This window comes from Aureisphaera sp. (assembly GCF_059726885.1).
This window is the reverse complement of record NZ_AP041051.1, coordinates 2,029,945-2,056,653: the sequence shown is the minus strand read 5'-3', so window position 1 is coordinate 2,056,653 and position 26,709 is coordinate 2,029,945. Positions and strand designations below refer to the sequence as shown.

Genomic DNA, 26,709 nt, shown 5'->3' with positions numbered 1-26,709 from the left:
AAAACAGTTATAACCAACTTATGAGAATTAGTTGAGCATGAAATTTATACGATCGCATATCACCTTTGCACTTCTTCTGTGCTGCAATTACTTGCATGCCCAGACCATTACTGTATGCGAAACGTGCAATTACACTTCCATTGCTAAGGCCATTCATGATGCCAGTCCCGGAACAACACTAATCCTAAAACCTGGAACCTACAAAGAGCATGGCATCATTATAGACAAGTCCATCTCACTCATGGGAGAGGGCCTCCCAACCATCGATGGCGGGGAAAAAGGCGAAATCATTAAAATTGTTTCAGATGGTGTAATCATTGATGGTATTCGAGTAATCAATGTAGGAACAAGCTATACCGAAGACCATGCCGCCATAAGGGTAGCAAGATCGGACCATTTCACGATTCAGAATGTAACCTTGGAAAATCTCTTCTTTGGGATATATCTTGAAAAAGCGAACAATGGTATGGTTCGGAATAACACAATTGCAGGCAATGCCAAGGAGGAGTTTAATTCTGGTAATGGTATACAATTATGGTATAGTGAAAACATACAAGTGCACAACAATGAAATATCCGGCGTGCGCGATGGTATCTATTTAGAATTTGCCAATAATTGCAATTTATCCGGCAACTACAGCCACAATAACATTAGGTACGGACTGCACTTCATGTTCTCCAACCATGACAGTTACAGCAATAATACTTTTGAAAATAATGGAGCAGGTGTCGCCGTCATGTTCTCTAAGGAAATCCAAATGTTTGACAATTCCTTTATCAACAATTGGGGGCCTGCATCCTATGGTTTATTGTTGAAGGAAATAAACGATGCCGAAATTATCGGGAACCGCTTCGAGAGTAATACCATTGGAATCAGTATTGAAGGATCTAATAGGGTAAACTACCAAAAAAACGACTTCAGAAACAATGGATGGGCTATTAAATCGAGAGGGGCTTGTTATGCCAATCGTTTCGAAAGGAATAATTTTCTATACAACTCCTTCGACCTTGCTTACAACAGTAAGTTGAACGACAATGTTTTCCAACAAAACTATTGGTCCAATTATACAGGATATGATTTGGATAACAACAATATAGGAGATATCCCCTATCGTCCCGTTAAGCTTTTTTCCTATGTGGTAAACCGTACCCCAGAAGCCATCATTTTAATGCGAAGCCTTTTTACGGACATCATTAATTTTTCTGAAAAGGTATCGCCCGTTTTTACCCCGGACAACTTGTTAGATACCCAACCATTAATGAAACCAATACCACATGATAAAGATTGAGGGATTACATAAGAAATTCGGAAAGAACCCTGTACTAAATGGTATTGACTTGGAAGTAATGGAAGGGGAAACCTTTGCCATTCTTGGGCCTAACGGATCAGGTAAAACCACCCTTATAAAAAGTATTCTGGGCATGGTACTTCCTACCTCCGGAAGCATCTCTGTGCAAGGGAATCCACTTCAAAAAAGCTTCAAGTACCGAAGGCAAATAGATTACCTACCTCAAATTGCAAATTTCCCGAACAACCTTTCGGTCAAAGAATTGATTGACATGATCAAGGACTTGCGAGGCAATACAGAATCTCAAGAAGAGTATCTCATCCAACTATTTGGATTGGGTTCTTTCCTACATAAAAAAATGAATACGCTTTCGGGAGGAACGAGGCAAAAAGTAAATATCGTACTTGCCTTAATGTTCGACACCCCCATATTAGTCCTAGATGAACCCACCACCGGATTGGACCCAGCCTCACTGATTCAATTGAAAGATCTCATTGCTACCGAAAAGAAAAAGGGCAAAACCATTCTGATCACGTCACACATAATGAGTTTCGTAGAAGAAGTAACTAACAACCTGGTGTTTTTACTTGAAGGAAAGATCTATTTTAAAGGAACTATTGAAGCACTAAAAGCTCAAACAGGAGAAACGAATTTTGAACATGCTATTGCAGCGCTATTTTCAAAGGAACATGCTTAAAATCTTAAAATATAGCTTTTTCGATTTAACACGTAGCCGCTGGAGCTACGTTTACTTACTGTTCTATTTACTTTTGGGGGTGGTACTCCTATTTCTTAACAATGATCTTTCCAAAGCAGTAATTACATTAATGAACGTCATTATTATTCTGGTTCCTCTTATCAGTACTGTTTTTGGAACTATGTATTATTACAACTCCAAAGAATTCACGGAATTGCTCCTTGCACAACCTGTAAAGCGATCCTCAATATTTATTGGACAATATTTGGGAGTCGCAGTTTCACTATCGCTTAGTTTAATTATTGGTCTGGGCATACCCTTTGTGGTGTATGGCATCTTTATGTCTTCTGCTATTTGGAATTTTACCCTATTGCTTGTAACAGGTACTTTTCTTACCCTCATATTTACCGCATTGGCCTTCAACATTGGCCTCGCAAACGAAAACAAAATTAAGGGCTTTGGTTATGCCATACTACTTTGGTTGTTCATGGCTATCATTTACGATGGCCTATTTCTTGTTTCACTTTTGGTTTTTGAAGAATATCCACTAGACACTTTTTCCATTGGAGCAACCATTTTCAATCCTATCGACCTTTCCCGAGTACTCATATTACTTAAGCTGGACATTTCGGCCTTGATGGGATATACGGGAGCGCTATTTCAGAAGTTTTTCGGTACGGGTTGGGGTATGCTCATATCGTTTACTGCACTTTGCTCGTGGATACTTATTCCCGTTGCCTTCATTCATAGGCAATCCAACCGAAAGGACTTTTAGGATGAGCTGCTGATCAAAACATCCGTAAGTAATTGAATTTCTTATTTATACAAGAATGATCAAGGCCATTCTCCAGTACGTCCGAAGAAAACCAAAAGTGTGAATCCATACCTAATTTCGCACCTGTTATGGCACATACCGAGGTTTTAATTACTTTTAGGGAACCAAAAAAATAACCCTCCATCATGAAACGAAGGAATTTCATAAAGAAAGCTGCATTAACCTCACTCAGCAGTTTGGTGGGTGTCGAAATAGTTTTTGGAAACTTGATACCCCGTGGTTATTCCCCTTTGTTTTTGCAAGACCCAGATCCATTCAAAATGTTCGACAAGGACACAAGGATGGTAGTCTTAAACAATAAACCTTGGAATATGGAAGCCAAGGCTCATCTTTTGGATGAAAAAGTGACCTCGAACAAGTATATGTTTATTCGCAATAACGGTATTATCCCGAAAGAAATCGATAGCTCTACTTGGTCAATAACTTTTAAAGGGGAGGCTGTTACGCAAGAAAAAACATATACCTTAAAAGAACTACAAGAAAAATTTAAACACTATACCTATCAGCTAACGTTGGAATGTGGTGGCAATGGAAGGAGTGAATTCGATCCACCCGCCAAGGGGAACCAATGGACAGTAGGTGCAGTAGCCTGCGCCTCATGGACCGGGGTTCGATTGCGGGATGTTTTGGAAGACGTTGGCATTAGCGACAATGCGGTTTATATTGGGTATCATGCGGCAGACACACATCTAAGTGGCGACCCTGACAAAGAACCTATTTCCAGAGGAGTCCCGATAGAAAAAGCCTTTCAAGAGGAAACATTACTTGCCTTTAAAATGAATGGAAAGGATATTCCTTTGGCACATGGCTATCCATTGCGGTTAGTCGCCGGGGGTTGGCCTGCTTCTGCTTCCGGAAAATGGATTAATGGCATTAGTGTTCGCAACAAAGTGCATGATGGCACCAAGATGACGGGCACAGCCTACCGTGTTCCATGCGACCCAGTTGAGCCCGGTGCTAAAGTAAAGGACGAAGACATGTGCATTATAGAATCCATGCCCGTGAAATCCCTTATCACCTACCCTCGGACAGGAGCTGTCTTAAAATCGACTACTGAAGTAGACATTAGGGGACATGCCTGGGCTGGCGAACTGGAAGTGGCTAAAGTGGAATACTCCATAGACTTCGGATCGACTTGGAACGGTTGTTCCTTAGAAAAACCAGCCAATCGCTTGGCATGGCAACACTTTGCTGCAACTGTTCGTTTGCCAAAGCAAGGCTATTACGAAATATGGGCCAGAGCGACTGACGCATCGGGAAAAAGTCAACCTATGCTATTGCCGGGCTGGAACCCCAAGGGTTACCTCAACAATGCGTGTCATCGAATTGCTGTGAAAGTTGCATAAATGGACAAGAAAGAGGAATTTAAAAAGACCGTTAAGATTATTTACAAAGGATTTATAGTCTTTTTGGCCTTTTTCGGTATCATTATTTGTTTTCTGGTTTACTTGATCATAGATCCTAACCTCACTTCACTTACTGCGGAAACTTCCTCGGCATATATGGATGTTGAAAGTGTGGATGACGACCGTATAGAAAATGGCATTCATGTGCGAACAGGACTCATAGAGGCCGAAGGTCTTATGGAAGTGGTAAACAATTGCACGAATTGCCATTCGGCATTGTTGGTGACCCAAAATAGAATGAATAAAGAGCGATGGGAAGCCACCATAGATTGGATGCAGGAAACTCAGAACCTATGGGACCTGGGAAAGAATGAAGAAATTATTATCAACTATCTAGTGGCCAATTACCCCATTCAGGAAAAAGGACGTAGGCAACAGCTGGAAAATATAGAATGGTATGATTTGGAAGACTAATGCAATTATCCTAGCGTGCATTCTATCTATTTCCTGTAATCAAAAGGCAGAAAAAGAGCAAAAAACAGCTGTTATTCCCGAATCTAGGTCATCGTATTTTAGCAGCGATCATATTATTGAAAGTCTTGAACTGATGCCAATTCTTGATCAACCTAATATGAAAGTAATCGATTTCAGGAAAAAAAAGGAGTACGACTTAGGTCATATAGACGGCGCCATACATATGTGGAGAAGCGATATCGAAGATGACTCCTTCCCCTTTAGTGGAATGATGGCAACGAAAGAAACTATTGAGATCCTTTTTAGCAAACTAGGAATTAACAACAAAGACACACTCGTCGTCTATGATGATCGAGGATCTTGCGATGCCGCCAGATTGTGGTGGGTTCTGGAAAACTATGGTTTCCAAAATGTAAAGATTCTGAACGGAGGCTTGGAAAGCTGGAAAGCAATGGGTGGTATCACGACCTTGGAAACACATGAAACTCATCCAACTACCTTTATTTTACCTGAAGATGGTTCTATGAAGCTGTTTATTGGTAAAGACTCCCTAATACTAGAAAGAACTGCAGCTCCATTGCTACTTCTAGATACAAGATCACAAGATGAGTATTCAGGAAAACGTCACAAAAAAGGAGCCGCAAAAGCCGGAAGGATCCCAGAGAGCATTCTTATAGATTGGTCCGAAGCCGTAGATTATGATAACAATGGCAGGTTTAAATCCTATGAGGATCTAGAACGTCTTTACTCCAAACTCGATATTAAGAAATCCCACCCTATAGTAACCTATTGTCATACTGGAGTTCGCTCCGCACACACTACCTTTGTACTAACCGAACTATTAGGGTATAAAAATGTAAGGAATTATGATGGTTCATGGACTGAATGGAGTCATACAGAACAATTGCCCATTGAAATCGATAGTACAACCACTATATTGCAATAAACTATGGAAAAGTATATAGATGCTATTGTAAACGCGATCATCGGAACAGCCGATTGGACCTGGAGTTCTATTATTTTCGATGTCCCGTGGTATCAAAATTATTTTTGGGGGCTTATCCTTATTTCATTACTTGTTTGGACTTTGGAAATTCTCTTTCCTTGGCGGAAAGAACAGTCGATTTTTAGAAAAGATTTTTGGCTGGATGGTTTTTATATGTTCTTCAATTTCTTCATCTTTTCCATAGCCGTAAGTGGCATATATAAACTAATTGAATTGGGGTTTGGCGAATTAAACATTACCATGACCTCTTTAGCCCTTATTGATATCGCCACTTGGCCTTCGTGGCTGCAGTTATTGATCTTCTTTATCATTTTGGATTTCGTGCAATGGTTCACACATATTCTACTGCACAAGTATCCACTCCTTTGGCAATTTCACAAAGTACACCACAGCGTAAAGGAAATGGGATTTGCGGCCCATTTGCGCTATCACTGGATGGAAAACATTCTTTACAAGCCGTTGAAAACCTTTGGGGTAATGATTTTAGGTGGTTTTGAACCAGAACAAGCTTTTATTGTTCATTTTCTTGCTATTGCCATTGGTCATTTTAATCACTCCAATATTAAAATTACCTGGGGACCACTTAAATACCTACTCAATAATCCTGTAATGCATTTGTATCATCACTCTTATGTATTGCCTGAAGGAACGTATGGGGTAAACTTCGGTATTAGCCTGAGCCTCTGGGATTACCTGTTTGGCACAAACTACATTCCAGAAGATAGCGGCACTATTGAATTGGGGTTTGAAGGGGATGACCGCTTTCCCAAAGGATTTTGGGGACAACTTTTTTACGGGTTTAGAAAGCCATCCAAATAAAAACCCCGAACCTTTTGGAAGAACGGGGTTTCAATATATTCAACTGGAACATTATTCCACGTTGATGGTACTAATTACAAGCTTATTTTAGATCGAAACGGTCTAAGTCCATTACTTTGGCCCATGCGGACACAAAATCATTTACAAATTTTTCCTGACCATCATTTGCACCATACACTTCGGCAATTGCCCTTAGTTCCGTATTAGAACCAAAAATTAAATCGGCGCGTGTTCCTTTAAATTTCACATTTCCAGTTATACGGTTGCTCCCTTCAAAGTATCTATCATCGTCAGAAGTGGCTTTCCATGTATATGTGAAATCCAATAAATTGATAAAGAAATCATTGCTTAAATGACCTACGTTATCTGTAAAAACCCCATTGCTGGAACCGTCATAGTTGGCACCCAGTACGCGAAGTCCCCCTACCAAAACGGTCATTTCCGGAACCGTAAGGGTTAATAGGTTGGCACGATCCACGAGTAAATCTTCCGCCGCAATCTGCAAATCAGTTTTGATATAATTCCTAAATCCATCAGCGATAGGTTCTAAATAACTGAAAGATTCTAAATCTGTTTGTTCTTGCGTGGCATCCCCTCTCCCTTGGGAAAACGGCACCTTCACATCATGCCCAGCATTTTTTGCCGCTTCTTCAACACCGGCATTACCTGCTAAAACAATAAGGTCTGCCATAGATACCTCTCCATTGAATGCATTCTGAATACCTTCCAACACCTTCAATACCTTATCTAACTCTGCAGGGTTATTTACGTTCCAGCTGCGTTGAGGCTCCAATCGTATACGTGCTCCATTTGCACCACCACGCTTATCAGATCCCCTAAATGTTGAGGCAGACGCCCAAGCCGTTGTTACCATTTGGGAAACCGTTAGACCAGATGCCAAAATCATATTCTTTAAGGACGCTATGTCGGCGTCGCTCAAAGTGTAATCCACCTTGGGTATCGGATCTTGCCACAACAATTCCTCTTGTGGAACTTCGGGTCCTAGATAACGATCTACTGGCCCCATATCCCTGTGGGTTAGTTTATACCAAGCTCTTGCGAAAGCATCTTCGAAAGCCTTATGGTCCGTGTGAAATTTTTTGGAAATTTCAAGATATGCAGGATCGGTTTTTAAAGCAATATCGGCAGTGGTCATCATTAAAGCCTGCTTTCCGTTTGGATCCCCAGCGGTTGGTGCCATTCTTGCGTTCGACGCTGCTGTTGGGGTCCATTGATGTGCCCCTGCAGGACTTTTAGTCAATTCCCAATCATAGTTGAGCAATACATCAAAATAATCGTGATCCCACTGTGTTGGGTTCGGTGTCCAAGCTCCTTCAATTCCACTGGTAATCGTATCCTCTAGAACACCCGTTCCGAAAGAATTTTTCCATCCTGTGCTCATTTCTTCAATCGATGCCCCATGCGGTTCAGGTCCTACATATTTATTGGGATCTGCTGCTCCGTGAGCTTTTCCGAAAGTATGTCCTCCGGCAACTAATGCTACTGTCTCTTCATCGTTCATGGCCATACGCCCAAATGTTTCCCTTACATCTTTTGCAGAACCCATTGGATCCGGATTGCCATTAGGACCTTCTGGATTCACATAAATCCATCCCATCATTACAGCCGCTAAAGGGTTTTCCAATTCTCCGTCCTCATAACGATCCTCATTGGCTCCCCATTGTGTCTCACTTCCCCAGTATACATCTTGTTCTGGCTCCCAGATATCTTCACGTCCTCCTGCAAAGCCGAAGGTTTTAAAGCCCATGGATTCCAGGGCACAGTTTCCGGCCAATATCATTAAATCGGCCCATGAAATATTTCGTCCGTATTTCTTTTTAATCGGCCAAAGCAATAATCTTGCCTTGTCCAAATTTCCATTGTCAGGCCAGCTGTTTATGGGTGCAAATCTCTGATTTCCACCTCCTGCTCCACCACGACCGTCGCCCACTCTGTAGGTTCCTGCACTGTGCCAAGCCATACGAATCATGAGTCCACCATAATGTCCGTAGTCGGCGGGCCACCAATCTTGTGATTCGGTCATTAAGTCGGTTACCTCTTGTTTAAGTTGGGCATAATCCAGGCTATTAAACGCCTTTGCATAATCGAAATCGCCTCCCATAGGATTCGACTCCGATGCGTGTTGACGCAGAATATTCAGTTTTAATTCGTTTGGCCACCAGTCGCGATTTTTCACACCACCGCCAGCAGTATTTTTATTAGTCCCATTAAGAAAAGGACACATACTTGCTGCAGCCTCGTTCATGTCCGATAAATTATCATTAGCATGCGGGTTGTTTTCCATTTTATGTAAGATTAAGTGATTGTGTTTTCCCTCAAATTTAGAATAATCTTATCTTATTCTACCTATACCTTCGATCAATAAAAACTATCAATTCATTAGAGGGGTTTATACCCAGTATGAGCACGTTGTAGGCATGAGTCCCCTAAGTCGTTTAATGGAAGACAGAAGTTGTGAAACCTCAGATTTTTCTGAGTTGTTCCATAAAGGCCTCGGTATGTTTTGGGTCAATTAATATGATTGGTTCGGAATATACCAATGGCATACGATCGCCATATTTTTCGCACATCATATTATTGATAAGACCAAACAATAAGGATTTGGAAATACCTTTTAAAAGAAAGATGGGACGCGAAACTACTTGATCTCCATCAAGAGTATTCGATACATGTTCGTGACTTATAATGGCGTTTACGATCAAATTTTCCTTAAGCAAAAATCCTGCAACATCATTGAGCAACTCTTTGTCCTGGGAGACTACCTGAAGCGACATCATATGGGTACGGTTTAGATTTCAATCAAAAATAACCACCCGAAAGCTTAACATTCATAAAAAATAGTTAAATAATTAGCAATTGATAGTATTACTATTAATTTTGAGCATAATTTAATTGATATGGATAAATTAGGTGTTCAAATAACCATTAACCCAGAGCTGTATACCAAAAACCCAGAATCTTCAGAATTGGGTCAGAGAATTGTTTCCAAAAGCATCGAAATGCTTGTGGAACTGGGTTTTGAATCTTTCACTTTCAAGAAATTAGGGGTCGAAATCGGGTCTAACGAAAGTTCCATTTACCGTTATTTCGACAGTAAGCACTCGTTGCTCATCTATTTGGTAAACTGGTATTGGAGTTGGATGGAGTATCGTCTTGTGTTCACGACACATAGTATGCCTGACCCAACGGACAAACTGAGGATTGCCCTTCAATTATTAACGCAACGCGTAACAGAAGACAACAGCTTTTCCTATATAAATGAAGTCTTACTTCACAAAATAATAATAGCCGAATCCAGTAAAGCATATCTTATAAAGGACGTGGACAAGGAAAACAAAAAAGGGTTTTACAAGACCTACAAGCGTGTAGTGCAGCGGGTAAGTGACATGGTCTTGGCCATTAATCCCGATTTCGAGTTTCCGCATATGCTCATTTCCACAGTAATTGAAGGGGCGCACCACCAGCGCTTTTTCTCCAAACATTTGCCCTCACTTACAGACTTCGAAGAAGGCAAAAACAACATTGTTCGATTTTACACAGACCTTGTATTTAAAACAATTGCTTAAAAACTTGCTATGAAAAAAGAAACTATGACGCCTTGGCAGCGTTTTGTAGGACTATTAAAGCTGGATTATAAGGACATTCGTCAAATCATCTTTTATGCGATTTTCGCCGGATTGGTTGCATTGTCCCTACCCTTGGGAATTCAGGCCATTATTAACCTCATTCAAGGTGCTCAAATAAGCACTTCGTGGATCGTCCTTGTGATACTGGTTACTTTAGGGGTTGGTTTTCAGGGAGGTTTACAGCTCATGCAAATTCGAATATTGGAGAACATTCAGCAGAAAATATTCATGCGTAGTTCGTTCGAATTTGCCTACCGATTCCCCAAAATAAAAATGAATGAGCTCCGCAATTTTTATCCCCCAGAGTTGGCCAATCGCTTCTTTGATACTCTCACGGTTCAAAAAGGACTGTCTAAGGTACTCATCGACTTTCCCGCTGCCGCACTTCAGATCGTATTTGGATTGCTCTTGCTTTCCTTTTACCACCCATTTTTCATTATTTACGGAATTCTTTTGGTTGCCCTTATTTATGTGGTCTTTAAATATACCGCTAGAAAAGGTTTGGACACCAGCCTTCAGGAAAGCCAGGCCAAATACCGCGTGGCCCATTGGATTCAAGAAATTGCACGGTCCCTTATTAGTTTTAAACTCTCGGGCAAAACAAACTTGGCCATGCAGCGCAATGACGAATTCACCTCTTCATACCTAGAAGCGCGCGAAGGTCACTTTAAGGTATTGTTGCTTCAGTTTACGCAATTAATAGGATTTAAGGTCCTGGTTACTGCAGGACTACTAATTATTGGAGGATTCCTCGTGCTGAACCAGCAAATGAATATTGGACAATTCGTCGCCGCCGAAATCATAATCCTTTTGGTGATTAGCTCTGTTGAAAAGTTAATCACGGGACTGGAAACCTTCTATGACGTTATTACCTCCTTGGAAAAAATAGGCCAGGTAGTAGACAAAGACCTAGAGCTCCAGGAAGGACTTAGTCCTTTCGACAATACGGATTCATTGACCATTGAATTGGATAGACTGGAATATAAAACCCCAGATGGCAACATTATTTTAAGGGACATTAGCACAAGGTTTAAACCCGGGGAGCGCGTGATGCTCCAAGGTGGGAACAGTTCTGGAAAAACCACCCTTTTAAAGTTACTTTCCGGATTAATCTCTCCCACAAGTGGTAATTTTTACATAAATGATGTTTCATTAGAAGGTATTCGCACCAATGCTTTCAGAAGTATGGTGGGCCAGGTGTTACCAGAGCAATTGCCTTTTGAAGGAAGCATTACCGAAAACATCACTTTTGGGGATCCTTCCATTAAAACATCACGATTAAATGAAGTGGTGAAAGCGGTTGGTCTCGTAGATTTTGTAAAAGAGCAGCCCCAAGGGCTCAACACCGTCATTTATTCCGAAGGAAAACAGATACCACATACCATATCGAAACGAATCGTTTTGGCACGAGCCATTATTAACGAGCCAAAAATCCTACTCCTAAAGGATCCATTAGAACATTTCGAAGCGAAAGAAGTAGGTAGAATTATAGAATACCTCATTTCGCCAGAAAGACCTTGGATTTTAATCGTTTCCAGTAGGAATTCCCAATGGGAAACCCAATGCGGACGTAGTATCATACTTAAGGACAGAACCCTTTTAAACGCATAAATCATGTTGAACATCACACATAATAATGTAAATAAAAAGGTAAAACTGGAGCAGTTCTCTGCTTACCAAAAAGCCAATAGAACGAACCATTACCGGTACTTTAATCGGTTTCTAATCGCTTTTTCCATCATTGCCCTTATCATTTTGTTTCTACCATGGACGCAGAATGTAACAGGCAATGGATACGTGACCACCCTAACACCAGATCAAAGACCCCAGACAATACAATCGCCTATTCCCGGTCGTATTGAAAGGTGGTATGTAAGGGAAGGCGATTTTGTAAAAAAGGGAGATACCATCTTACATATTTCTGAGATTAAGACCGAATATCAGGATCCCCAATTGGTAAATCGTACCGTTCAGCAGCGCGAAGCTAAAACACGCTCGGTTGGCTCTTATAAGGATAAAATAGTGGCATTAGATAATCAGATTGCTGCTTTGCAGCGGGAGCGTTCCCTTAAACTGGAGCAGACCAAAAATAAATTGCAGCAATCACGGCTAAAGGTGGTTTCGGACAGCATCGATTTAGAAGCCATTCGAAATAACTATCAAATCGCCGAACGTCAGTACGATCGAACAGTAACGCTTCAAGGTGAGGGTCTAAAAGCCGTTACCGATGTAGAAGAAAAACGTTTGAAACAACAGGAAATGTTGGCCAAACTTGTTTCTCAAGAAAATAAATTACTGGCCAGCAGAAATCAGCTCATCAACGCCAGCGTAGAAGTGAGTAGAATTGCCGCAGAGTATGCCGATAAGGTAGCCAAGGCTCAAAGTGAAAGGGCCACGGCCGCTTCGTCGCAATTTGAAGCGGAGGCGGATGTTGCAAAATTGGAGAATCAAACCTCCAATTACCGCATTAGAAGTGCGATGTACTACGTTACGGCTCCTCAAAATGGATTCATCAATAAAGCCCTACGGGCAGGTCTAGGAGAAACATTTAAGGAGGGAGAGCGCTTGGTAAGCATTATGCCATCTCAATATGACCTGGCAGTAGAAACCTATGTGGCCCCATTGGATCTACCACTTATTCATGTGGGTGAAAAAGTACGCATTCAGTTTGACGGGTGGCCCGCTATTTTCTTTAGTGGATGGCCCAATGCCAGTTACGGAACTTTCGGAGGGGAAGTTGTGGCTGTAGAAACCTTTATAAGCGAAAATGGAAAGTTTCGTGTCCTGATCGCACCCGATGAGCTTCAAGGCACCTGGCCTGAGAATGTTCGTGTGGGATCGGGAGCTTATACCATTGCCTTATTGGACAACGTGCCAATTTGGTACGAGGTTTGGCGCCGATTAAACGGGTTTCCCCCCAACTACTACACCCCTGAAAACGACGAATCGAATTCGAAATCGAAAAAGAGCAAATGAGATCGATAATTACATATAGTCTTCTTGCCATACTTTGCTTATTGGGTATCCCCACGAAAGCACAGGAAGTCACAGATTCAACTTCGCTGAATATGTTGTCCTATGAAGAATTTATAGGCTATGTAAAAGCCCACCATCCCTTAATGAAACAAGCAGACTTGCGCTTAACAGAAGGAGAAGCCACTTTGCTCAGGGCTCGTGGAGGATTTGATCCGAAAATTGAGGTGGATTACGATCGTAAACAGTTTAAGGGAACAGAATATTGGGACCAGTTAAATGCCACCTTTAAAATCCCTACTTGGTATGGATTCGAATTCAAAGCCAATTTTGAGCAAAATTCAGGTGATTTTCTAAATCGGGAATTCTTTGTGCCGGAAGATGGATTGTATAGCGCAGGTGTCTCGTTAGACATTGCAAGAGGATTTCTAATCAATGACCGAATGGCAAGTTTGCGTAAGGCCAAGTTTTTTATGGAACAAACCAAAGCCGAACGTGACCTCATATTGAACGATTTAATTTTTGAAGCTACCAAGTCCTACCTCGATTGGTTGGAAGCGTATAATGAAGAACTTATTTTCAGTAATTTCCTTAGCAATGCACAACAGCGTTTTCAGGGGGTAAAACAAAGTGTGGAAGCCGGTGATAAGGCAGCCATAGATAGCACAGAAGCCCGTATCACCCTAGAAACACGTTTGTTAAATCTTGAGGCAGCAAAACTGAAGCGCTTGAAAGCCGCCCTAAAAGCAAGTAATTTCCTTTGGTTAAATGAGGTACCCCTTGAAATACAGGAAGGAGTATTTCCTAATGCCCCCACCGTTGAAATCGTCAGGGCCTCACTAACCCTCGATGGCATAACGGATACAAGCGTACTGATGGAGAATCACCCCAAGCTGCGTAGTTTGGATGCCAAAATTGATGGCCTTCGGGTAGATCGATCCTTAAAACGGAATAAATTACTTCCAAAGGTAAATTTGGAATACAATTTTCTAACACCCGACGTGAATGAACTGTCTGGCTTGAACACGGCGGACTATAAAGGTGGAATTACATTTCAAATGCCCTTATTCCTGCGAAAGGAAAGAGGGGATGCCCGTTTGGCAAATTTAAAATTGAAAGACGCCAATTTGGACCGGATGAACACCTCCCTGAAATTGCAAAACACCATTGCCGCAACAAACCAGGAAATCAGCTCTTTAGAAAAACAACAGAATCTCATCGTTTCAATTGTAAGTGACTATGAAAAGCTGGTAAGGGCAGAGGAGCGAAAATTCGAACTGGGAGAGAGTTCCCTGTTCCTAATAAATGCCCGTGAACAAAAACTTATAGAATCCAGATTAAAGAAGAATTCACTTGAGATAAAATCGCTGAAAGCAACTGTGGGATTGTACAATGCCCTTGGATTAACCCTATAAAAAAGCCCCGCATTTAGCGGGGCTCCTTTTAGATTCCCAATGGAACCATCCTTAGGCGTTTTTCAATTTTTCTTTTCTTAGTGGTAAGACGTTTCATTAAATCCATAAGTTCCCCTTCCCGGGTCTTCTTATAAATTTCATTGATGGCTAATATAAGTCGTTTGGCTTCCCTTGAAGCTTTTACCCGATCGCTGGTAGACATATGACTCATTTTGGCTTTTTCAAATACTAATGCTTCATTTATTAAATCCATAGCGTTTATTTTTTGTTTAATCTTAAATAAATTTAATTAAACAAAATGAATTTTAAAAACTGATTAGCAATTCTTTAACGATTGGGGCTCAGGCCCAAAATCATTTAAACTTCGTAAAAAGTTGGTACCTTAGTGGCAAATGCTGTAACATTCTCAGCATCAGACTAACCAATACAATAAAAACATGAATCTCACTCTCATCGTTCTTCCCATTCTTTTAGGCCTTATCGTTTTAATTGCCATTGTAATCTTTAACAAATTCGTAAAGAATAGAAATTTGGTAAAAGATGCCTGGAGCAATATTGATGTCGCTTTGAAACGCCGCTACGATCTCATCCCCAATTTGGTAGAAACCGTAAAAGGGTATGCAGCACATGAAAAGGAAACCTTGGAACGTGCAATACAAGCACGCAACAGTGCCATAGCCGTGCCGGCTGGAGATATCAATGGTCAAATAAAAGCGGAAAATGCCTTGCAACAAACCTTGAGAAGCATCTTCGCTTTAAGTGAATCCTACCCAGATTTAAAAGCCAACACCAACTTTATCCAACTTCAAGAAAAACTCAACGAGATCGAGGAAAACCTAGAACGCAGTAGACGTTATTACAATGGAACCGTCCGCGAGAACAATACCTATGGCGAGAGCTTCCCTGGCGTGATCTTTTCGGGGATGTTTGGTTACCAGCATTTCGACTATTTCGAAACAACGAAGGCGGAGCGTGAAAACATAAAAGTTGACTTTTCATCTTAGGTCTATGAAGTTCTTTTCTAAATTAATACTGTGGAGTTGTTTTGGTCTAATTCCCTTCACTGTATGGGCACAGGGGTTTACCGTAGAGGCCTACGAGGTAGATGTTTATTTGAATAAAGAAGGGTATTTCGAGGTGGTTGAAAAATACGATGTGTTCTTTACCATGGATAAACATGGTATCTTACGGAATATTCAAACCAAATACGATCTGCTCACTGAGGACGGTACAGAGGAAAAACGGCAGATAGAAATTAGCGAGATAGAAGTACCGGGGCATCGATTCAGTGTTTCTTCCAAATTCGAGCAGCGATTCAACAACTACATTCAAATAAAAATTGGGGATCCCAATAAAACTATTGATGGAGATGTCTTTTATGAAATTCGGTATCGGGTAGATTATGCCTATTTATATGAAAATGATGCCACACGATTTTATTGGAACTTAAAACCCACCCAATGGTATGCTCCGTTTCAGGACATGACCCTTCGTGTGCATATGCCCGAAGGCGTAAGCATTGATGACTCCGACACCTTTTTGTATGCAGGCCCTGAAGGATTTACCGAACCTACAGATGATTTTAACACCTCGGTACAAAATGGAGTCTTTACAGCGGTATCCAAACCGGGATTCGTTTCGCATTATGGGAATGCAGTAACTGTATTGGTAAACTTGCCTACCAATAGCATTGCCGAGATAAAACCTGCGTGGCCCTTCTGGAGCCAGTACGGCTGGACCTTATTTTTGGGCCTTATAGGCATGGTCTTTTTCGTTGTTTTCCAAAGGCATGGCAAGGATGACCCCGCTCCTGCCATTACCAGCTATTACCCTCCCGAAAATATGGATCCTGCCATGGCCGGATTTCTAATAAATGATAGAAGCGATACCAAAGATTTAATTGCACTCATTCCCTATTGGGGCTCCCAAGGTCTTATTCGTGTTGAGCATATAGAAAACGAAGGGCTTTTCGCTAAAGACGATACCAAACTCATTAAACTAAAGGAACTTCCCATGGGACGTCCTCATTACGAACGTAAAATCTTCAATGGCCTATTTAGTGGTCGCAAAGAAGTGCTAGTGAATAGCCTGCGTAATAAATTTCACAGTAAGATGAGCAGTGCCAAAAGCTTATTAAAGAAAGCGGCCCAAAGGTATTATGTGCCTCAATCGAAGCAAGTGTTAGGCTGGATGGCCTTTGGCCTTGTCCTGAGTATTTTTGTAATTGTGCCCTTGTTCTTTTACTTCTGGGGATTCTTGGCTGCCATTGTTGGCTTTTTTAGCTGTGTTACCCTATTAATCTTCAATTCCTTTATGATCAAGAAAAACAGGCATGGCACCCGAGTGCTCTCCGAACTAAAAGGGTTCAAACAATTTATTAGGACGGCCGAAGAAGGAAAACTGAAAATGCTCATTAAGGAAAGCCCGCTATATTTTGAATCTACCATGGCTTATGCATTAAGCTTTGGTTCCTTTAAGCAATGGTCCAAGAAATTCGATGACTTAAATATTCCACCTCCGGACTGGTACCACCACTCGGGAAGTCATCATAGCTTTCATAGTTTTTCAAATTCCTTTAACAGTAGCATGAGTTCCGCAGGCAATGTCATGGTAAGCTCTCCATCCAGTAGTGGTTCTGGAAGTAGTGGCGGCGGATCTTCCGGCGGTGGCTTCGGCGGCGGCGGCGGAGGAAGCTGGTAGCCAAGCTCCCATCGTACATATCCTAATTCTGTGGTACGTAGAACAAGGTTGGGTTATCCAGGTTAAGACGTATTGCGGTCGATGGCTTCTTTTCGTTCCGTATGCGGTACACCACCCGGGTAGTGGTATCTAAGGTTGTTGGGATACCCGGAAAAAACGAATAATCCCGCTCCCGGTCCTTGGTAATGCTAAAATCCTCCCTAGTGTAATTCTTCGGGGCATTGGGCAGTTCAAAAAACTTATCCAACCACAAGGGATCCAGCACCGTATTAAAACGCAACTCGATACTGTCCATCTTGGCCCCGGCAAACATTTCTGCCTTGGGCAGGTAGGCCCCTTCGAAATCGCAGCCTTCGAGGTTCGCCTTCTTTAAATTGGCATAGGATAAATTGGTGTATCGCATCATGCTGTTTTCCAGATCGGCCCACGCCAAATTGGTAGAGACAAACCGGGCGCCATAAAAATTACCGCCTCGTAGGTTGGCATGGTTTAAATTCATTTGGGATAGGTTTACATAAGAGGCATTCTGTTTAAACAAATCGATCCCTTCCAGATCGGCATAGGAAAAGTTCATTTTAGACTGCATATAATCGGTGAACAGGTAGGAGTTTACGATGGAAATTAACAACTGGCCCCGTTCCGGACTCAAAGGCCGGGTCAATTCGCCGTTTTCGTCCAAGTACTTGTAGGGTTTTAACGAATTGCTCAGGGCGATGATACGCCCATTTAAGCGAGAGGACAATTGCCGGTTTGGGGCATGGATGAGCTCGGGATTGGCGACCTCCTGTAAATCCAACTCCTCGTCTATTTTATCAAGTATACTACTCAGCTCGAAGGTAAGGGCCGACCTACGTGTGGACTCTTCCAGAAAGGTCTGGTTCTCGGTAAAGGTATTCTGGTCGTCTATAAGGGCGTTTTGCCGATCCAAGATCTCATTGGCTCGATTGGCGATAATAATTCCCATCACGGCCGTAATGGTAATGCCGATAGCGGTGGCGGTACCGGAGGAAAACAACACAAAAGCCAAGGCCCGTACGGTAGCAATGCGCTCTTTTTTGTTGTTCCACTTTTTAAAGAGGTTAAGGAAGGCAGGGATGATCCTGTGTTCCTGCTCCAGTATTTTTAATTCCAGTTTTTCCAGACGGGTTTCGGTATCGTCTGTGGTTTTTTCTTTTTCGTCTTGCATGGGGCAAACGTTTATGGTTACCCGAATAATTCGGTTTTCTTTATTTTGAGTTAGGGCTATAGCAATACCCTAAAGCTACTGCAATAGTTTAGCTTACTGAAATTAAAAGGGGAGATTTTAAAGGTACAAAATAATCTATCTTTGGTATCGTAATATGATAGTCAATGGAATTTTCTAGTGAATTGGATAAAATAATTTTTGATGACTACTTTACTCGATATTAGCGTTAACCTTTGTATTCATTTGATACCGAACTGGCCGCGTCTTTTTTAACAATAACTTATCCTTTACTGCAATCTTTAACCAATCATCTATCTGCTTCGGAGTCAATTCAAAAAGCTCAATAAGTTCTTCTTTACCTAACTCATCATCTTTAAGGTAAATTGACAACTTATGAATAAAAAGGTCATAAAATGAAATATCCCGAATCTTGGTTTTAATTTTGTAAGATCCTGAATTATAATTATTTGCGTATAATGAAGTAGTTCTTTTGACTTGAACCTTTTTTATCCCATCTTCATTGTTCTCATTAGAAATGCTGAATAAAGTGCCTTGAAAATCAGTTGACTTACTTTTAGCATTAATAATATCTGAAACATTAAATTGACTCTGTAAAAATCGAGCTCCCTTTTTTACCAATTCATAGTTCCCTTTTGTAGTTTTATCATCATTATTGGGGCTAACAACCCATAATGGAACCCAATCATTCTTTAGATTCTCATTTGCCCCTTCCCAAGTACCCCCTTTAGTTTCAGATTTTACAACAATTGTTGCCTGGGAGAGAACATAAATTAGTTTATTTCTACCCATCGCATTTCCAACATTAAAACCAGCATCAGGATTAAATGGTGAAATCAAAGTCAATCGTCTTTCTAGAATATGATTGCGATAATTAGATGAAGTAGATTTTTTTATTAAACCATCAGCAACAACGCCTAATGCATAACCTTTTAGTTTCAAAATACCCGTCATAGAAAATTCATCTACACCCCTTGCAGCTCCAGATACCACACCGAACCCTTGCGAATGTAATTTCCCTGCAATATCTATAGTATTTCTAATATCGTTTTCAGAGCAATTTCGGGAACCTACAATTCCAACATAATTATAATTCAACAAATTTTTATCACCAATGCCGAATAAAATTGGAGGCACTTTATCCTTAAGCTTACCTTTTAAACTTTCAGGGTATTCCGAATCACTCCTATTTATAATCCATACTCCAGCTTTAAACCATTTCTCCAATTTAATCGCCAGAGCCATTTTACGGTCTAAAAGGGTAACAATTCTATTCTTAGGTATTGACTTATCATTCCAATTATTTAAAAAAGAGTGTAAGTCTTTCGATAACAAATCTTCGGGTTTCAAATGCTTCGACTGCAACCATCTGACCATTCTATTCCATTCTAACAAGGACAAAGGCTTATCATTTTTACTGGTGGAGCCCTTAGTAAAATAAGAAGTTAAAAGTAATATGGCTTTTGTTCTCTCAGAAATCAATTTATTCTAATCGCTTACAGATGTTGATGTCAGAGCTATAGGATACACAGGCCCTGATCCTGACTTTTTTAATAATATCGTGGCAATGGTAAATGTCCATCTCGAATCTACTGCATCATCAACCAAAAATAAGGGTTTATTTTCAACTTCACCATCAATACGAAAAACACCATCCAAATTATGGCATTGATGAAAACTATTCTCTTGCTCTTTTTGGGGTGCAGTTTCAATAACTTTAATAATTATCGGCCTAAATGGGATTCCCAATTTTCTTGCCAATCGATTGGCAAAATCAGGCACCAATTCAGGATGACGTTTAGAAGGAATGCATGTCAACCACTCGGGAAAAGGCTCAGGCTCCCACCTTTTAGTTATCATCTCGTACACGGCTTCTACCAATTCATCTCTAAAATGACCTGAACGCTTATCTTGAACTACTATTTGTCCCCAACCAGCATCTCCCCATCTTGACAGAACTTTACCTGTTTCTGCCTGTAATTCTTCAACCAAATTACCTTTCCAATTATATTCGGGCAATGCATTATAGGCAATTTTTTTTCTTGGCAAAATATCAAACTCTGAATGCTTTAAGAAAATGGAAGCGTCCACAGTATTTTCAAGGGACACTTCACTTGGAAAAATATATCGTCCAAGGCAATTGGCGCATTTACCACATTTGGTCAAATTTGTATCATCTAGTTCTCGCTTTAAAAATACCATCAAGCAATCATCTGTCCGAATATAATCTTGAATTGTGTTCCACTCCATTAGTCTTTGAGAACTCAAACGTTCAATTTTTTCAGTGTTCATTGTAAATGCAGTAGCAGAACGTTTCCATTTAGAACCTTCCTTAACGATTGGCGACGGTTGTTCTACTCTTAAATACTTAAGAGTTTTATCTATTTGACCATATTTTATATTTAAATGTTCTTGTATTTTTGGAACAGATAAACCGTCATTTTCCTCAAGAGCCTCCAATATAATCATGACAATTTCTTCAGGAGGGAAAGCCGAATCTCTGAAATGTTCGTGAACATCTGCATCCTCGTTGCCTGATAATAATATCCCATAAGCACTTTCTATAGCCCTACCTGCTCGCCCAACTTGTTGATAATAACTAATTATTGAATCTGGTGCTTGAAAATGAATTACAAATTTTAGATCTGGCTTATCATAGCCCATTGCTAGAGCAGTGGTTGCAACCAAAACCTTTAATTCATTATTGTATAAAGAATCCTCCAGAAATGACCTGTATAAAGCAGAATCTTCAAAATGATCGTCTACAATTCCAGAGTAATAGGGCGCAGCATCTATCTCACAATCATTTAACCATTGAGCAACATTCCTTGCATCTCTCTTGGTTAGGACATATACAATTCCACTACCATCTAATTTGGGAATATTCTCTTTAAGCCATGCAAGGCGAGTGGCTTGATCTTTTAAATATAAATTTTGAAGACTTAAACTATCTCTCGTTAATGCTCCACGAAGTACATCAATCCCCCCTAATTGATCTCTGATATCACTAATTACCCTATCATTTGCAGTAGCAGTCGTACCAAGAATTGGCATTCCTTTAGGCATAACATTTAATAAACCAACTATTCTTCTGTAATCTGGCCTAAAGTCATGTCCCCAATCTGAAATACAATGAGCTTCGTCAACCACAAACATTCCAATTCTATTTGCAATGGGGTACAATATGTTTTCAACAAAATTATCATTTGCGAGGCGTTCAGGAGATATTAAGATTGCATCAACCTGATCATTCAAAACCTCAGCCTGAATTTGCTGCCAATCCTCGAAATTGTTTGAGTTAATCGTTACAGCCTTTATACCCAATCTCTCTGCGGCCTCAATTTGATTGCGCATTAGAGCAAGTAAAGGGGAAATAATTATGGCAGGGCCTTTTCCTAAATCTCTCAGGATTCTACAGCTTATAAAATATACCGAACTTTTCCCCCAACCAGTCCGCTGTACAACTAATAACCTTTCTTTTATTACAGTCAATTTCTCAATAGCTTCCCACTGACCATCTCGAAAATTAGCATTTGGGATATTAACTGCTTTACGTAATAAAGTGATTGCTTCTTTCTTATCCATATTACATTTACACTGTAGATTATAAACTTTATCCTAATATAGAACTGACAGTAGAGATATTTTAATGGGGAAAGATTATGAAAAAATAATACTTCTGGGTCAATATAAATATACAAAATATTTTGTTCCCGGCTGTGACAAATTCCCCGTCCCACCCTCAAATCTATTTGTATATTTACTATATGAATGTACACTTAAGCAAACGCAGTCATTGCCGTGCGCTGTTACCATTAAAATTTTCTTCTCCGCATTTATAAATTAGAAGAAGAAGGTTTTCTGGCTTCCTTATATTTGGTATATCAAACATTCAATCATGAAACACACTTATACCTTATTTATCTTAATCGCCTCTTTCACACTGCATAGCCAAACCTATACCAATGCAGAGAGCGCAGAATACGATCCAGTCAACAATCAATGGCTTGTTTCTAACGGAAACAATATTATCGCAGACGACGGTAATGGAAACCTCAGCTTTTTCGGCACCGCTTCGGCCAACACGGGCATGGAGGTGCTCAACGGAATTTTATTTGCCGTAGATGGTATGGACATTGCCGGCTATGATCTTGCCACCACCAATGAGGTAATGCGATTAACCATTACCGGTTCGCCGTTCTTAAACGGATTGACCAATGATGGCTCCAATACTTTATATGTTACAGACTTCACCACCCGGGTAATTTATGCGGTGGATGTTTCGGATATTGCAAATCCTAGCTATACCGAATTTGTTGCAGACACCATTAATGCGCCCAACGGAATCATTTACGACGCAGCCAACAATAGACTTATCTATGTATGTTGGGGGACAAATGCGGCCATTCGGGCAGTGGACATCACTACACAAGACGTTTCCCTAATTATAAATTCCGGCATTACCAATTTAGATGGGATAGACGATGATGCCGAAGGTAATTATTACGTTTCTTCATGGAACCCCGATCAAATCATAAAATACAACAGTGACTTTTCCGTGAGTGAAGTCCTCCCCACTCCTAGCTTGAATTCTCCGGCAGACATAGGTTACAATCAGGCAACGGACATTATAGCCATACCCATGTTTTCTGATGTAATATTTTATGATAATTCTACATTGGGTATTGGCCCAAAAAAAAATAAAGGGTTCTCCATTGTCCCCAATCCTATGGGCCCATCTAATAGGTTTACCATAGAGCTAGGTACATCCCTAATGGAAAAACTGGAAGTTTATGATATTACCGGAAAGAAGATAACGACACTCATGGATGGAGTCGCTGTCACGGGAAGTGCGTCGTTTTCCCTTAGTGGCAATGAACTTAAAAGCGGAATCTATTTGATTAAAATAACAACAGAAGAGGGAATTTTCTTTGAGAAGTTGATGGTTCGATAATGTAGGGTATCCAATAAGGGCATGCCTCTATTCACCCCTATATAACTGTGGTGCATGCCATTACGATTAATTAAAAAAAGGCCCCGTTGGTGACGTCTTACCTGTCAATCAACAAATAAGTCTTATATTTAGTAAGACGTATGGATTCCTGCAACTAGTAGTCCTAGACCTTTTTCCGAAAGGAATACAGTATGTAGTGGCCAATTTATCCATTAAAATATAATGGATAATAACATCTGTATACGTCTTAATTACCCCAACCTCACCGTAACAAAACCTAATAAAATTATGCACTCATGCTACGGAACTATCTTACCCCACTCTTTTTTTTACTTGCCCATGTATTTGTTTTTGCCACCGACTATCATATAGGCCCAGGGCAACCACTGGCAACTATTTCTGAAGCACCGTGGGATGCCTTACAAGCCGGTGATAGGATTTATATTCACTGGCGCGACACCCCCTACTATGAAAAATGGGTCATAAATGCGCAAGGAACCGAATCTAATAGAATTGAGATTATAGGTGTAAGTGGTCCTGCAGGTCAAAAGCCCATCATTGACGGAGATGGGGCGATAACCCCTTTATATTTGGACTATTGGAATGAATCCAGGGGACTCATTAAAATTGGTGGCTCCAGTGTCCCGTCCGATGGTCTGCCAAGCTATATTACCATTAAAAATCTAGAGTTAAGATCTGTAAGACCCGCCTATAACTTTACCGGGGACAATGGGCAGACAGACACGTATTCCAGCAATGCCGCATCCATATATATAGAAAAGGGAGAACATATTATCATAGAGGACTGTATCATTCATGATTCAGGAAATGGGATTTTTATTGGAGCAAATGGCGGGGATACACAGGACATTCTCATCACCAACAATTATATCTATGACAATGGTATTGTGGGAAGCATATTTGAGCACAACACCTATACCGAAGCCCTGGGAATTACCTACGAGTACAATAGGTTTGGCCCTTTAAGGGCGGGTGCCCTTGGCAATAACCTTAAAGATAGATCTGCAGGGCTTGTGGTACGATACAATTGGATTGAAAGCGGGAACCGACAACTTGACCTTGTTGATTCCGGGTCATCTGCTTTGTACAATCACCCTTCCTATTCGACCACCTATACTTACGGAAACATCCTTATAGAACCCGATGGGGCCGGAAATTCGCAAATCGTACATTATGGAGGCGATAGCGGAACAACATCCCAATACAGAAAGGGCAACTTTTATTTTTATAATAATACGGTTATTTCCACTAGAGATTCGAATACCACCTTGGTGCGCCTCTCCAGCCAAGACGAAACCATGGATGCGTTCAATAATGTAATGTATACGACTAACAGCGGTAATACCTGGGCCATGATTAATGACACGGGAACATTAAACTTGTATCATAATTGGATAAAAGTGAATTGGGTACATTCACATAATGGCTCACCATCCGGTACCGTTACCGACCAAGGCAATAATCTTGAAGGCTCCGACCCATTATTTAGGGATCTGGGAAATCAGGATTTTGGCTTACAGGAAAGTTCGCCATTAATTGATGCTGGTACCGATATCCCTGCCATCCATTTACCCGATCACGATTTGCTCTATGAATATCTTGAGCACGGTGATGGTATGGCAAAAAACATTATCGGCAACATTGATATTGGAGCGTTTGAGTATCAAGATCCATTATCCTCCAATGATATAGCGCTAGAAGACATTAAAATCTACCCCAACCCCGTGACAGATGTTTTATTTATAAACATAGGGGAATCTAGAATTAAAGAAGCTAGTTTGTTTACCATGTCAGGAATGAAAGTGCGTACCCTACCATATAAAAATGAACTAAACACAGCCAACCTCGCAAGCGGTGTCTATATTCTGAAAATAGAAACCATCGGCGGAACCATCATTACTAAAAAGATTATGAAAGTGTAATTTGTTTTCAATGAAAATATCGAATATGTGTTCTTATTGCAAATCTATTTGTCTGATTATTAGATATTTTCGGACAAAAATCAAAACAAAAAAGTCTTTTTACCTTTTTAGATTTGCTTGAAGTCGTTTTGGAAATTACTATGAGCAAAAGAGAAGCGCACAGCGTGCATGATTTTGAGTACCTACTGGATCATTGCCGTAAACGGTCTGGTATAACCCAGTTACGGTTTTCTATGCGTTAATATTCGGTTTAGTACTGACTTTAGCAATTCCGAGTAGATTCGGACGTAGTCGAATCCGCCATAATTGCGGTTATACATTGTTGGCAACTGGCTTTTATTATTTTCATAATGTATTTCAAACTAAAAATTGACAAGTTTTTCATCAAAATATAGCTTGCCGTTTATCCAAACCTCAGCCCATTGATTTTTTGATAATATGAGATTTTTAGTGGAATTAGTTATAACTTGATAGTAAGGAACATATGTGTTTTTTTCGTGTACTCTAAAAGTTACATTTCTTTTACTAGTAACAATAATATTGTCACCTTGTTTTTTAACGGTATATCTTCCACTTAGTGGTTGTGGTGATGGTATTGTTATGTCTTTTCTTACTCTTTCGTAATGTACTTCAATAGACTTTCCGACTGCCATTATTTTGCGCATTACACGATTATTTAATTTTATTCGTTCACTCACATTTCTGTGTTCTGTCCTACCATCTAAATCCTCACCATTTATTGCATATGGCGGTGAGAATATTTCGGCAATATTTTTTCCTTGTTCATCTTTAATTATTGCTTTAATTCGGGAATGAAAACCAGTTTTACGTTTGTTATATAATGTCCCGCTTAAATATAAATATCCATTACCATTAACAGAGACATTCACTCTTTTCCAGCCTCTATCATTGCCTAATTCATAGATTTCTTTTCTGGGCATCTTTATTTCCGAAAAATTTAATTCTCTTATTCTTTTATGTTCTTCTAAATGCCCTTGCATAGATGCCCAAACAGGTATGTTTTCATCGCCCCAACCATAAATTACCAAGTTACCATCGTTTTGAAATTGTAGTCTAGTATGAGGGAAATTATGCGTGCTAGTACTGAAAAGAACATTGTTGTTGCTGCCATATAGAACTAGGTTTCCGTCTTCTTGGTTTTTTAAAATAGAGGCTGTTTTATCATGGGTGTTGGTACTCCAAATAGGTTCACTAAATTGATTTCCTACTTTTTTATAAATAACTAGGTTTCCATCTGTCTGTAGTTGCAATCTATATTGACCGTTTGGACTATTTATCCCTTGACCAACTCTCAATTCTCCTTTCTCCCCGATCAATTGTCCAAACCCCAATGCGCTGTAAAATAAAGCGATAAATAAAGTAATCGTGATTTTAGTTTTCATTTGAT

Annotated in this window: 22 protein-coding genes; 15 read left to right on the top strand and 7 right to left on the bottom strand. The window is 40.3% G+C overall.

The annotated features are described in order from the left end of the window. Positions 1-37: 37 nt before the first annotated feature. The 7 genes from AC6JAD_RS08870 to AC6JAD_RS08840 all read left to right on the top strand — a co-directional run bounded on the left by AC6JAD_RS08870 (position 38) and on the right by AC6JAD_RS08840 (position 6,465). Positions 38-1,288, top strand: coding sequence for a nitrous oxide reductase family maturation protein NosD (locus AC6JAD_RS08870; RefSeq protein ID WP_461305377.1), 1,251 nt, complete (start codon positions 38-40; stop codon positions 1,286-1,288). After that, entirely contained in the window at positions 1,275-1,985 is a 711-nt protein-coding gene (locus AC6JAD_RS08865) for an ABC transporter ATP-binding protein (RefSeq protein ID WP_461305376.1), read from the top strand. The genes AC6JAD_RS08870 and AC6JAD_RS08865 overlap by 14 nt, the downstream gene beginning before the upstream one ends. Beyond that, positions 1,978-2,760 carry an ABC transporter permease gene (locus tag AC6JAD_RS08860; protein ID WP_461305375.1) on the top strand — a complete coding sequence of 261 codons (783 nt, stop codon included), beginning with the start codon at positions 1,978-1,980 and terminating at the stop codon, positions 2,758-2,760. Before AC6JAD_RS08865 ends, AC6JAD_RS08860 begins: the two co-directional genes overlap by 8 nt. A 185-nt stretch (positions 2,761-2,945) precedes the next feature. Beyond that, a complete protein-coding gene (locus AC6JAD_RS08855) occupies positions 2,946-4,166 on the top strand; it encodes a sulfite oxidase (protein WP_461305374.1) in 1,221 nt (406 codons plus the stop codon). Further along, on the top strand, positions 4,167-4,640 hold the full coding sequence (locus tag AC6JAD_RS08850; protein ID WP_461305373.1) for a monoheme cytochrome C: 474 nt from the start codon (positions 4,167-4,169) through the stop codon (positions 4,638-4,640). It abuts the gene before it with no gap. Next, positions 4,624-5,586: a sulfurtransferase gene (locus AC6JAD_RS08845; protein WP_461305372.1), complete on the top strand. Its 963-nt coding sequence runs from the start codon at positions 4,624-4,626 to the stop codon at positions 5,584-5,586. Before AC6JAD_RS08850 ends, AC6JAD_RS08845 begins: the two co-directional genes overlap by 17 nt. Positions 5,587-5,589: 3 nt before the next feature. Continuing rightward, complete coding sequence (locus AC6JAD_RS08840) at positions 5,590-6,465, top strand: sterol desaturase family protein (protein WP_461305371.1); 876 nt, start codon at positions 5,590-5,592, stop codon at positions 6,463-6,465. Between the two features lie 82 nt (positions 6,466-6,547). Here AC6JAD_RS08840 and katG read toward each other — a convergent pair whose 3' ends face one another. Both katG and AC6JAD_RS08830 read right to left on the bottom strand, forming a co-directional pair. Further along, on the bottom strand, positions 6,548-8,770 hold the full coding sequence (gene katG, locus AC6JAD_RS08835) for a catalase/peroxidase HPI (RefSeq protein WP_461305370.1): 2,223 nt from the start codon (positions 8,768-8,770) through the stop codon (positions 6,548-6,550). Between the two features lie 178 nt (positions 8,771-8,948). Further along, positions 8,949-9,263 (bottom strand): hypothetical protein, encoded by a 315-nt coding sequence (locus AC6JAD_RS08830; protein WP_461305369.1) that lies wholly within the window; start codon positions 9,261-9,263, stop codon positions 8,949-8,951. 120 nt (positions 9,264-9,383) lie between these two features. Between AC6JAD_RS08830 and AC6JAD_RS08825 the strand changes: the two genes are divergently transcribed. The 4 genes from AC6JAD_RS08825 to AC6JAD_RS08810 are packed head-to-tail and all read left to right on the top strand — an operon-like array spanning position 9,384 to position 14,500. Further along, positions 9,384-10,052: a TetR/AcrR family transcriptional regulator gene (locus AC6JAD_RS08825; RefSeq protein ID WP_461305368.1), complete on the top strand. Its 669-nt coding sequence runs from the start codon at positions 9,384-9,386 to the stop codon at positions 10,050-10,052. Between the two features lie 9 nt (positions 10,053-10,061). Further along, entirely contained in the window at positions 10,062-11,723 is a 1,662-nt protein-coding gene (locus tag AC6JAD_RS08820; RefSeq protein WP_461305367.1) for a peptidase domain-containing ABC transporter, read from the top strand. A 3-nt stretch (positions 11,724-11,726) separates the two neighbouring features. Further along, complete coding sequence (locus AC6JAD_RS08815) at positions 11,727-13,088, top strand: HlyD family secretion protein (RefSeq protein WP_461305366.1); 1,362 nt, start codon at positions 11,727-11,729, stop codon at positions 13,086-13,088. Beyond that, entirely contained in the window at positions 13,085-14,500 is a 1,416-nt protein-coding gene (locus AC6JAD_RS08810; protein WP_461305365.1) for a TolC family protein, read from the top strand. Before AC6JAD_RS08815 ends, AC6JAD_RS08810 begins: the two co-directional genes overlap by 4 nt. A gap of 28 nt (positions 14,501-14,528) precedes the next feature. Here AC6JAD_RS08810 and AC6JAD_RS08805 read toward each other — a convergent pair whose 3' ends face one another. Then, positions 14,529-14,753: a hypothetical protein gene (locus AC6JAD_RS08805; protein WP_461305364.1), complete on the bottom strand. Its 225-nt coding sequence runs from the start codon at positions 14,751-14,753 to the stop codon at positions 14,529-14,531. A 184-nt stretch (positions 14,754-14,937) separates the two neighbouring features. Here AC6JAD_RS08805 and AC6JAD_RS08800 point away from each other — a divergent pair, with 184 nt between their 5' ends. Then, on the top strand, positions 14,938-15,504 hold the full coding sequence (locus AC6JAD_RS08800; RefSeq protein WP_461305363.1) for a LemA family protein: 567 nt from the start codon (positions 14,938-14,940) through the stop codon (positions 15,502-15,504). A gap of 4 nt (positions 15,505-15,508) precedes the next feature. Further along, positions 15,509-17,200 carry a DUF2207 domain-containing protein gene (locus AC6JAD_RS08795; protein ID WP_461305362.1) on the top strand — a complete coding sequence of 564 codons (1,692 nt, stop codon included), beginning with the start codon at positions 15,509-15,511 and terminating at the stop codon, positions 17,198-17,200. 22 nt (positions 17,201-17,222) lie between these two features. Here AC6JAD_RS08795 and AC6JAD_RS08790 read toward each other — a convergent pair whose 3' ends face one another. The 3 genes from AC6JAD_RS08790 to AC6JAD_RS08780 form a co-directional block, all read right to left on the bottom strand. Beyond that, positions 17,223-18,386, bottom strand: a complete 1,164-nt coding sequence (locus AC6JAD_RS08790; protein ID WP_461305361.1) for a pentapeptide repeat-containing protein — start codon at positions 18,384-18,386, stop codon at positions 17,223-17,225. Positions 18,387-18,596: 210 nt separating this feature from the next. Further along, a complete protein-coding gene (locus AC6JAD_RS08785) occupies positions 18,597-19,754 on the bottom strand; it encodes a DNA-processing protein DprA (protein WP_461305360.1) in 1,158 nt (385 codons plus the stop codon). 138 nt (positions 19,755-19,892) lie between these two features. Then, positions 19,893-21,989: a RecQ family ATP-dependent DNA helicase gene (locus tag AC6JAD_RS08780; RefSeq protein WP_461305359.1), complete on the bottom strand. Its 2,097-nt coding sequence runs from the start codon at positions 21,987-21,989 to the stop codon at positions 19,893-19,895. Positions 21,990-22,302: 313 nt separating this feature from the next. On the opposite strand from AC6JAD_RS08780, the gene AC6JAD_RS08775 reads away from it, so the two are divergent. Further along, complete coding sequence (locus tag AC6JAD_RS08775; RefSeq protein WP_461305358.1) at positions 22,303-23,358, top strand: T9SS type A sorting domain-containing protein; 1,056 nt, start codon at positions 22,303-22,305, stop codon at positions 23,356-23,358. Between the two features lie 296 nt (positions 23,359-23,654). Continuing rightward, positions 23,655-25,301, top strand: coding sequence for a T9SS type A sorting domain-containing protein (locus tag AC6JAD_RS08770; protein WP_461305357.1), 1,647 nt, complete (start codon positions 23,655-23,657; stop codon positions 25,299-25,301). A gap of 362 nt (positions 25,302-25,663) precedes the next feature. On the opposite strand, the gene AC6JAD_RS08765 is transcribed toward AC6JAD_RS08770, so the two are convergent. Continuing rightward, the gene (locus AC6JAD_RS08765; protein ID WP_461305356.1) at positions 25,664-26,704 is read right to left on the bottom strand and encodes a hypothetical protein; all 1,041 of its coding nucleotides are present in this window, start codon (positions 26,702-26,704) and stop codon (positions 25,664-25,666) included. Between the last annotated feature and the right edge of the window lie 5 nt (positions 26,705-26,709).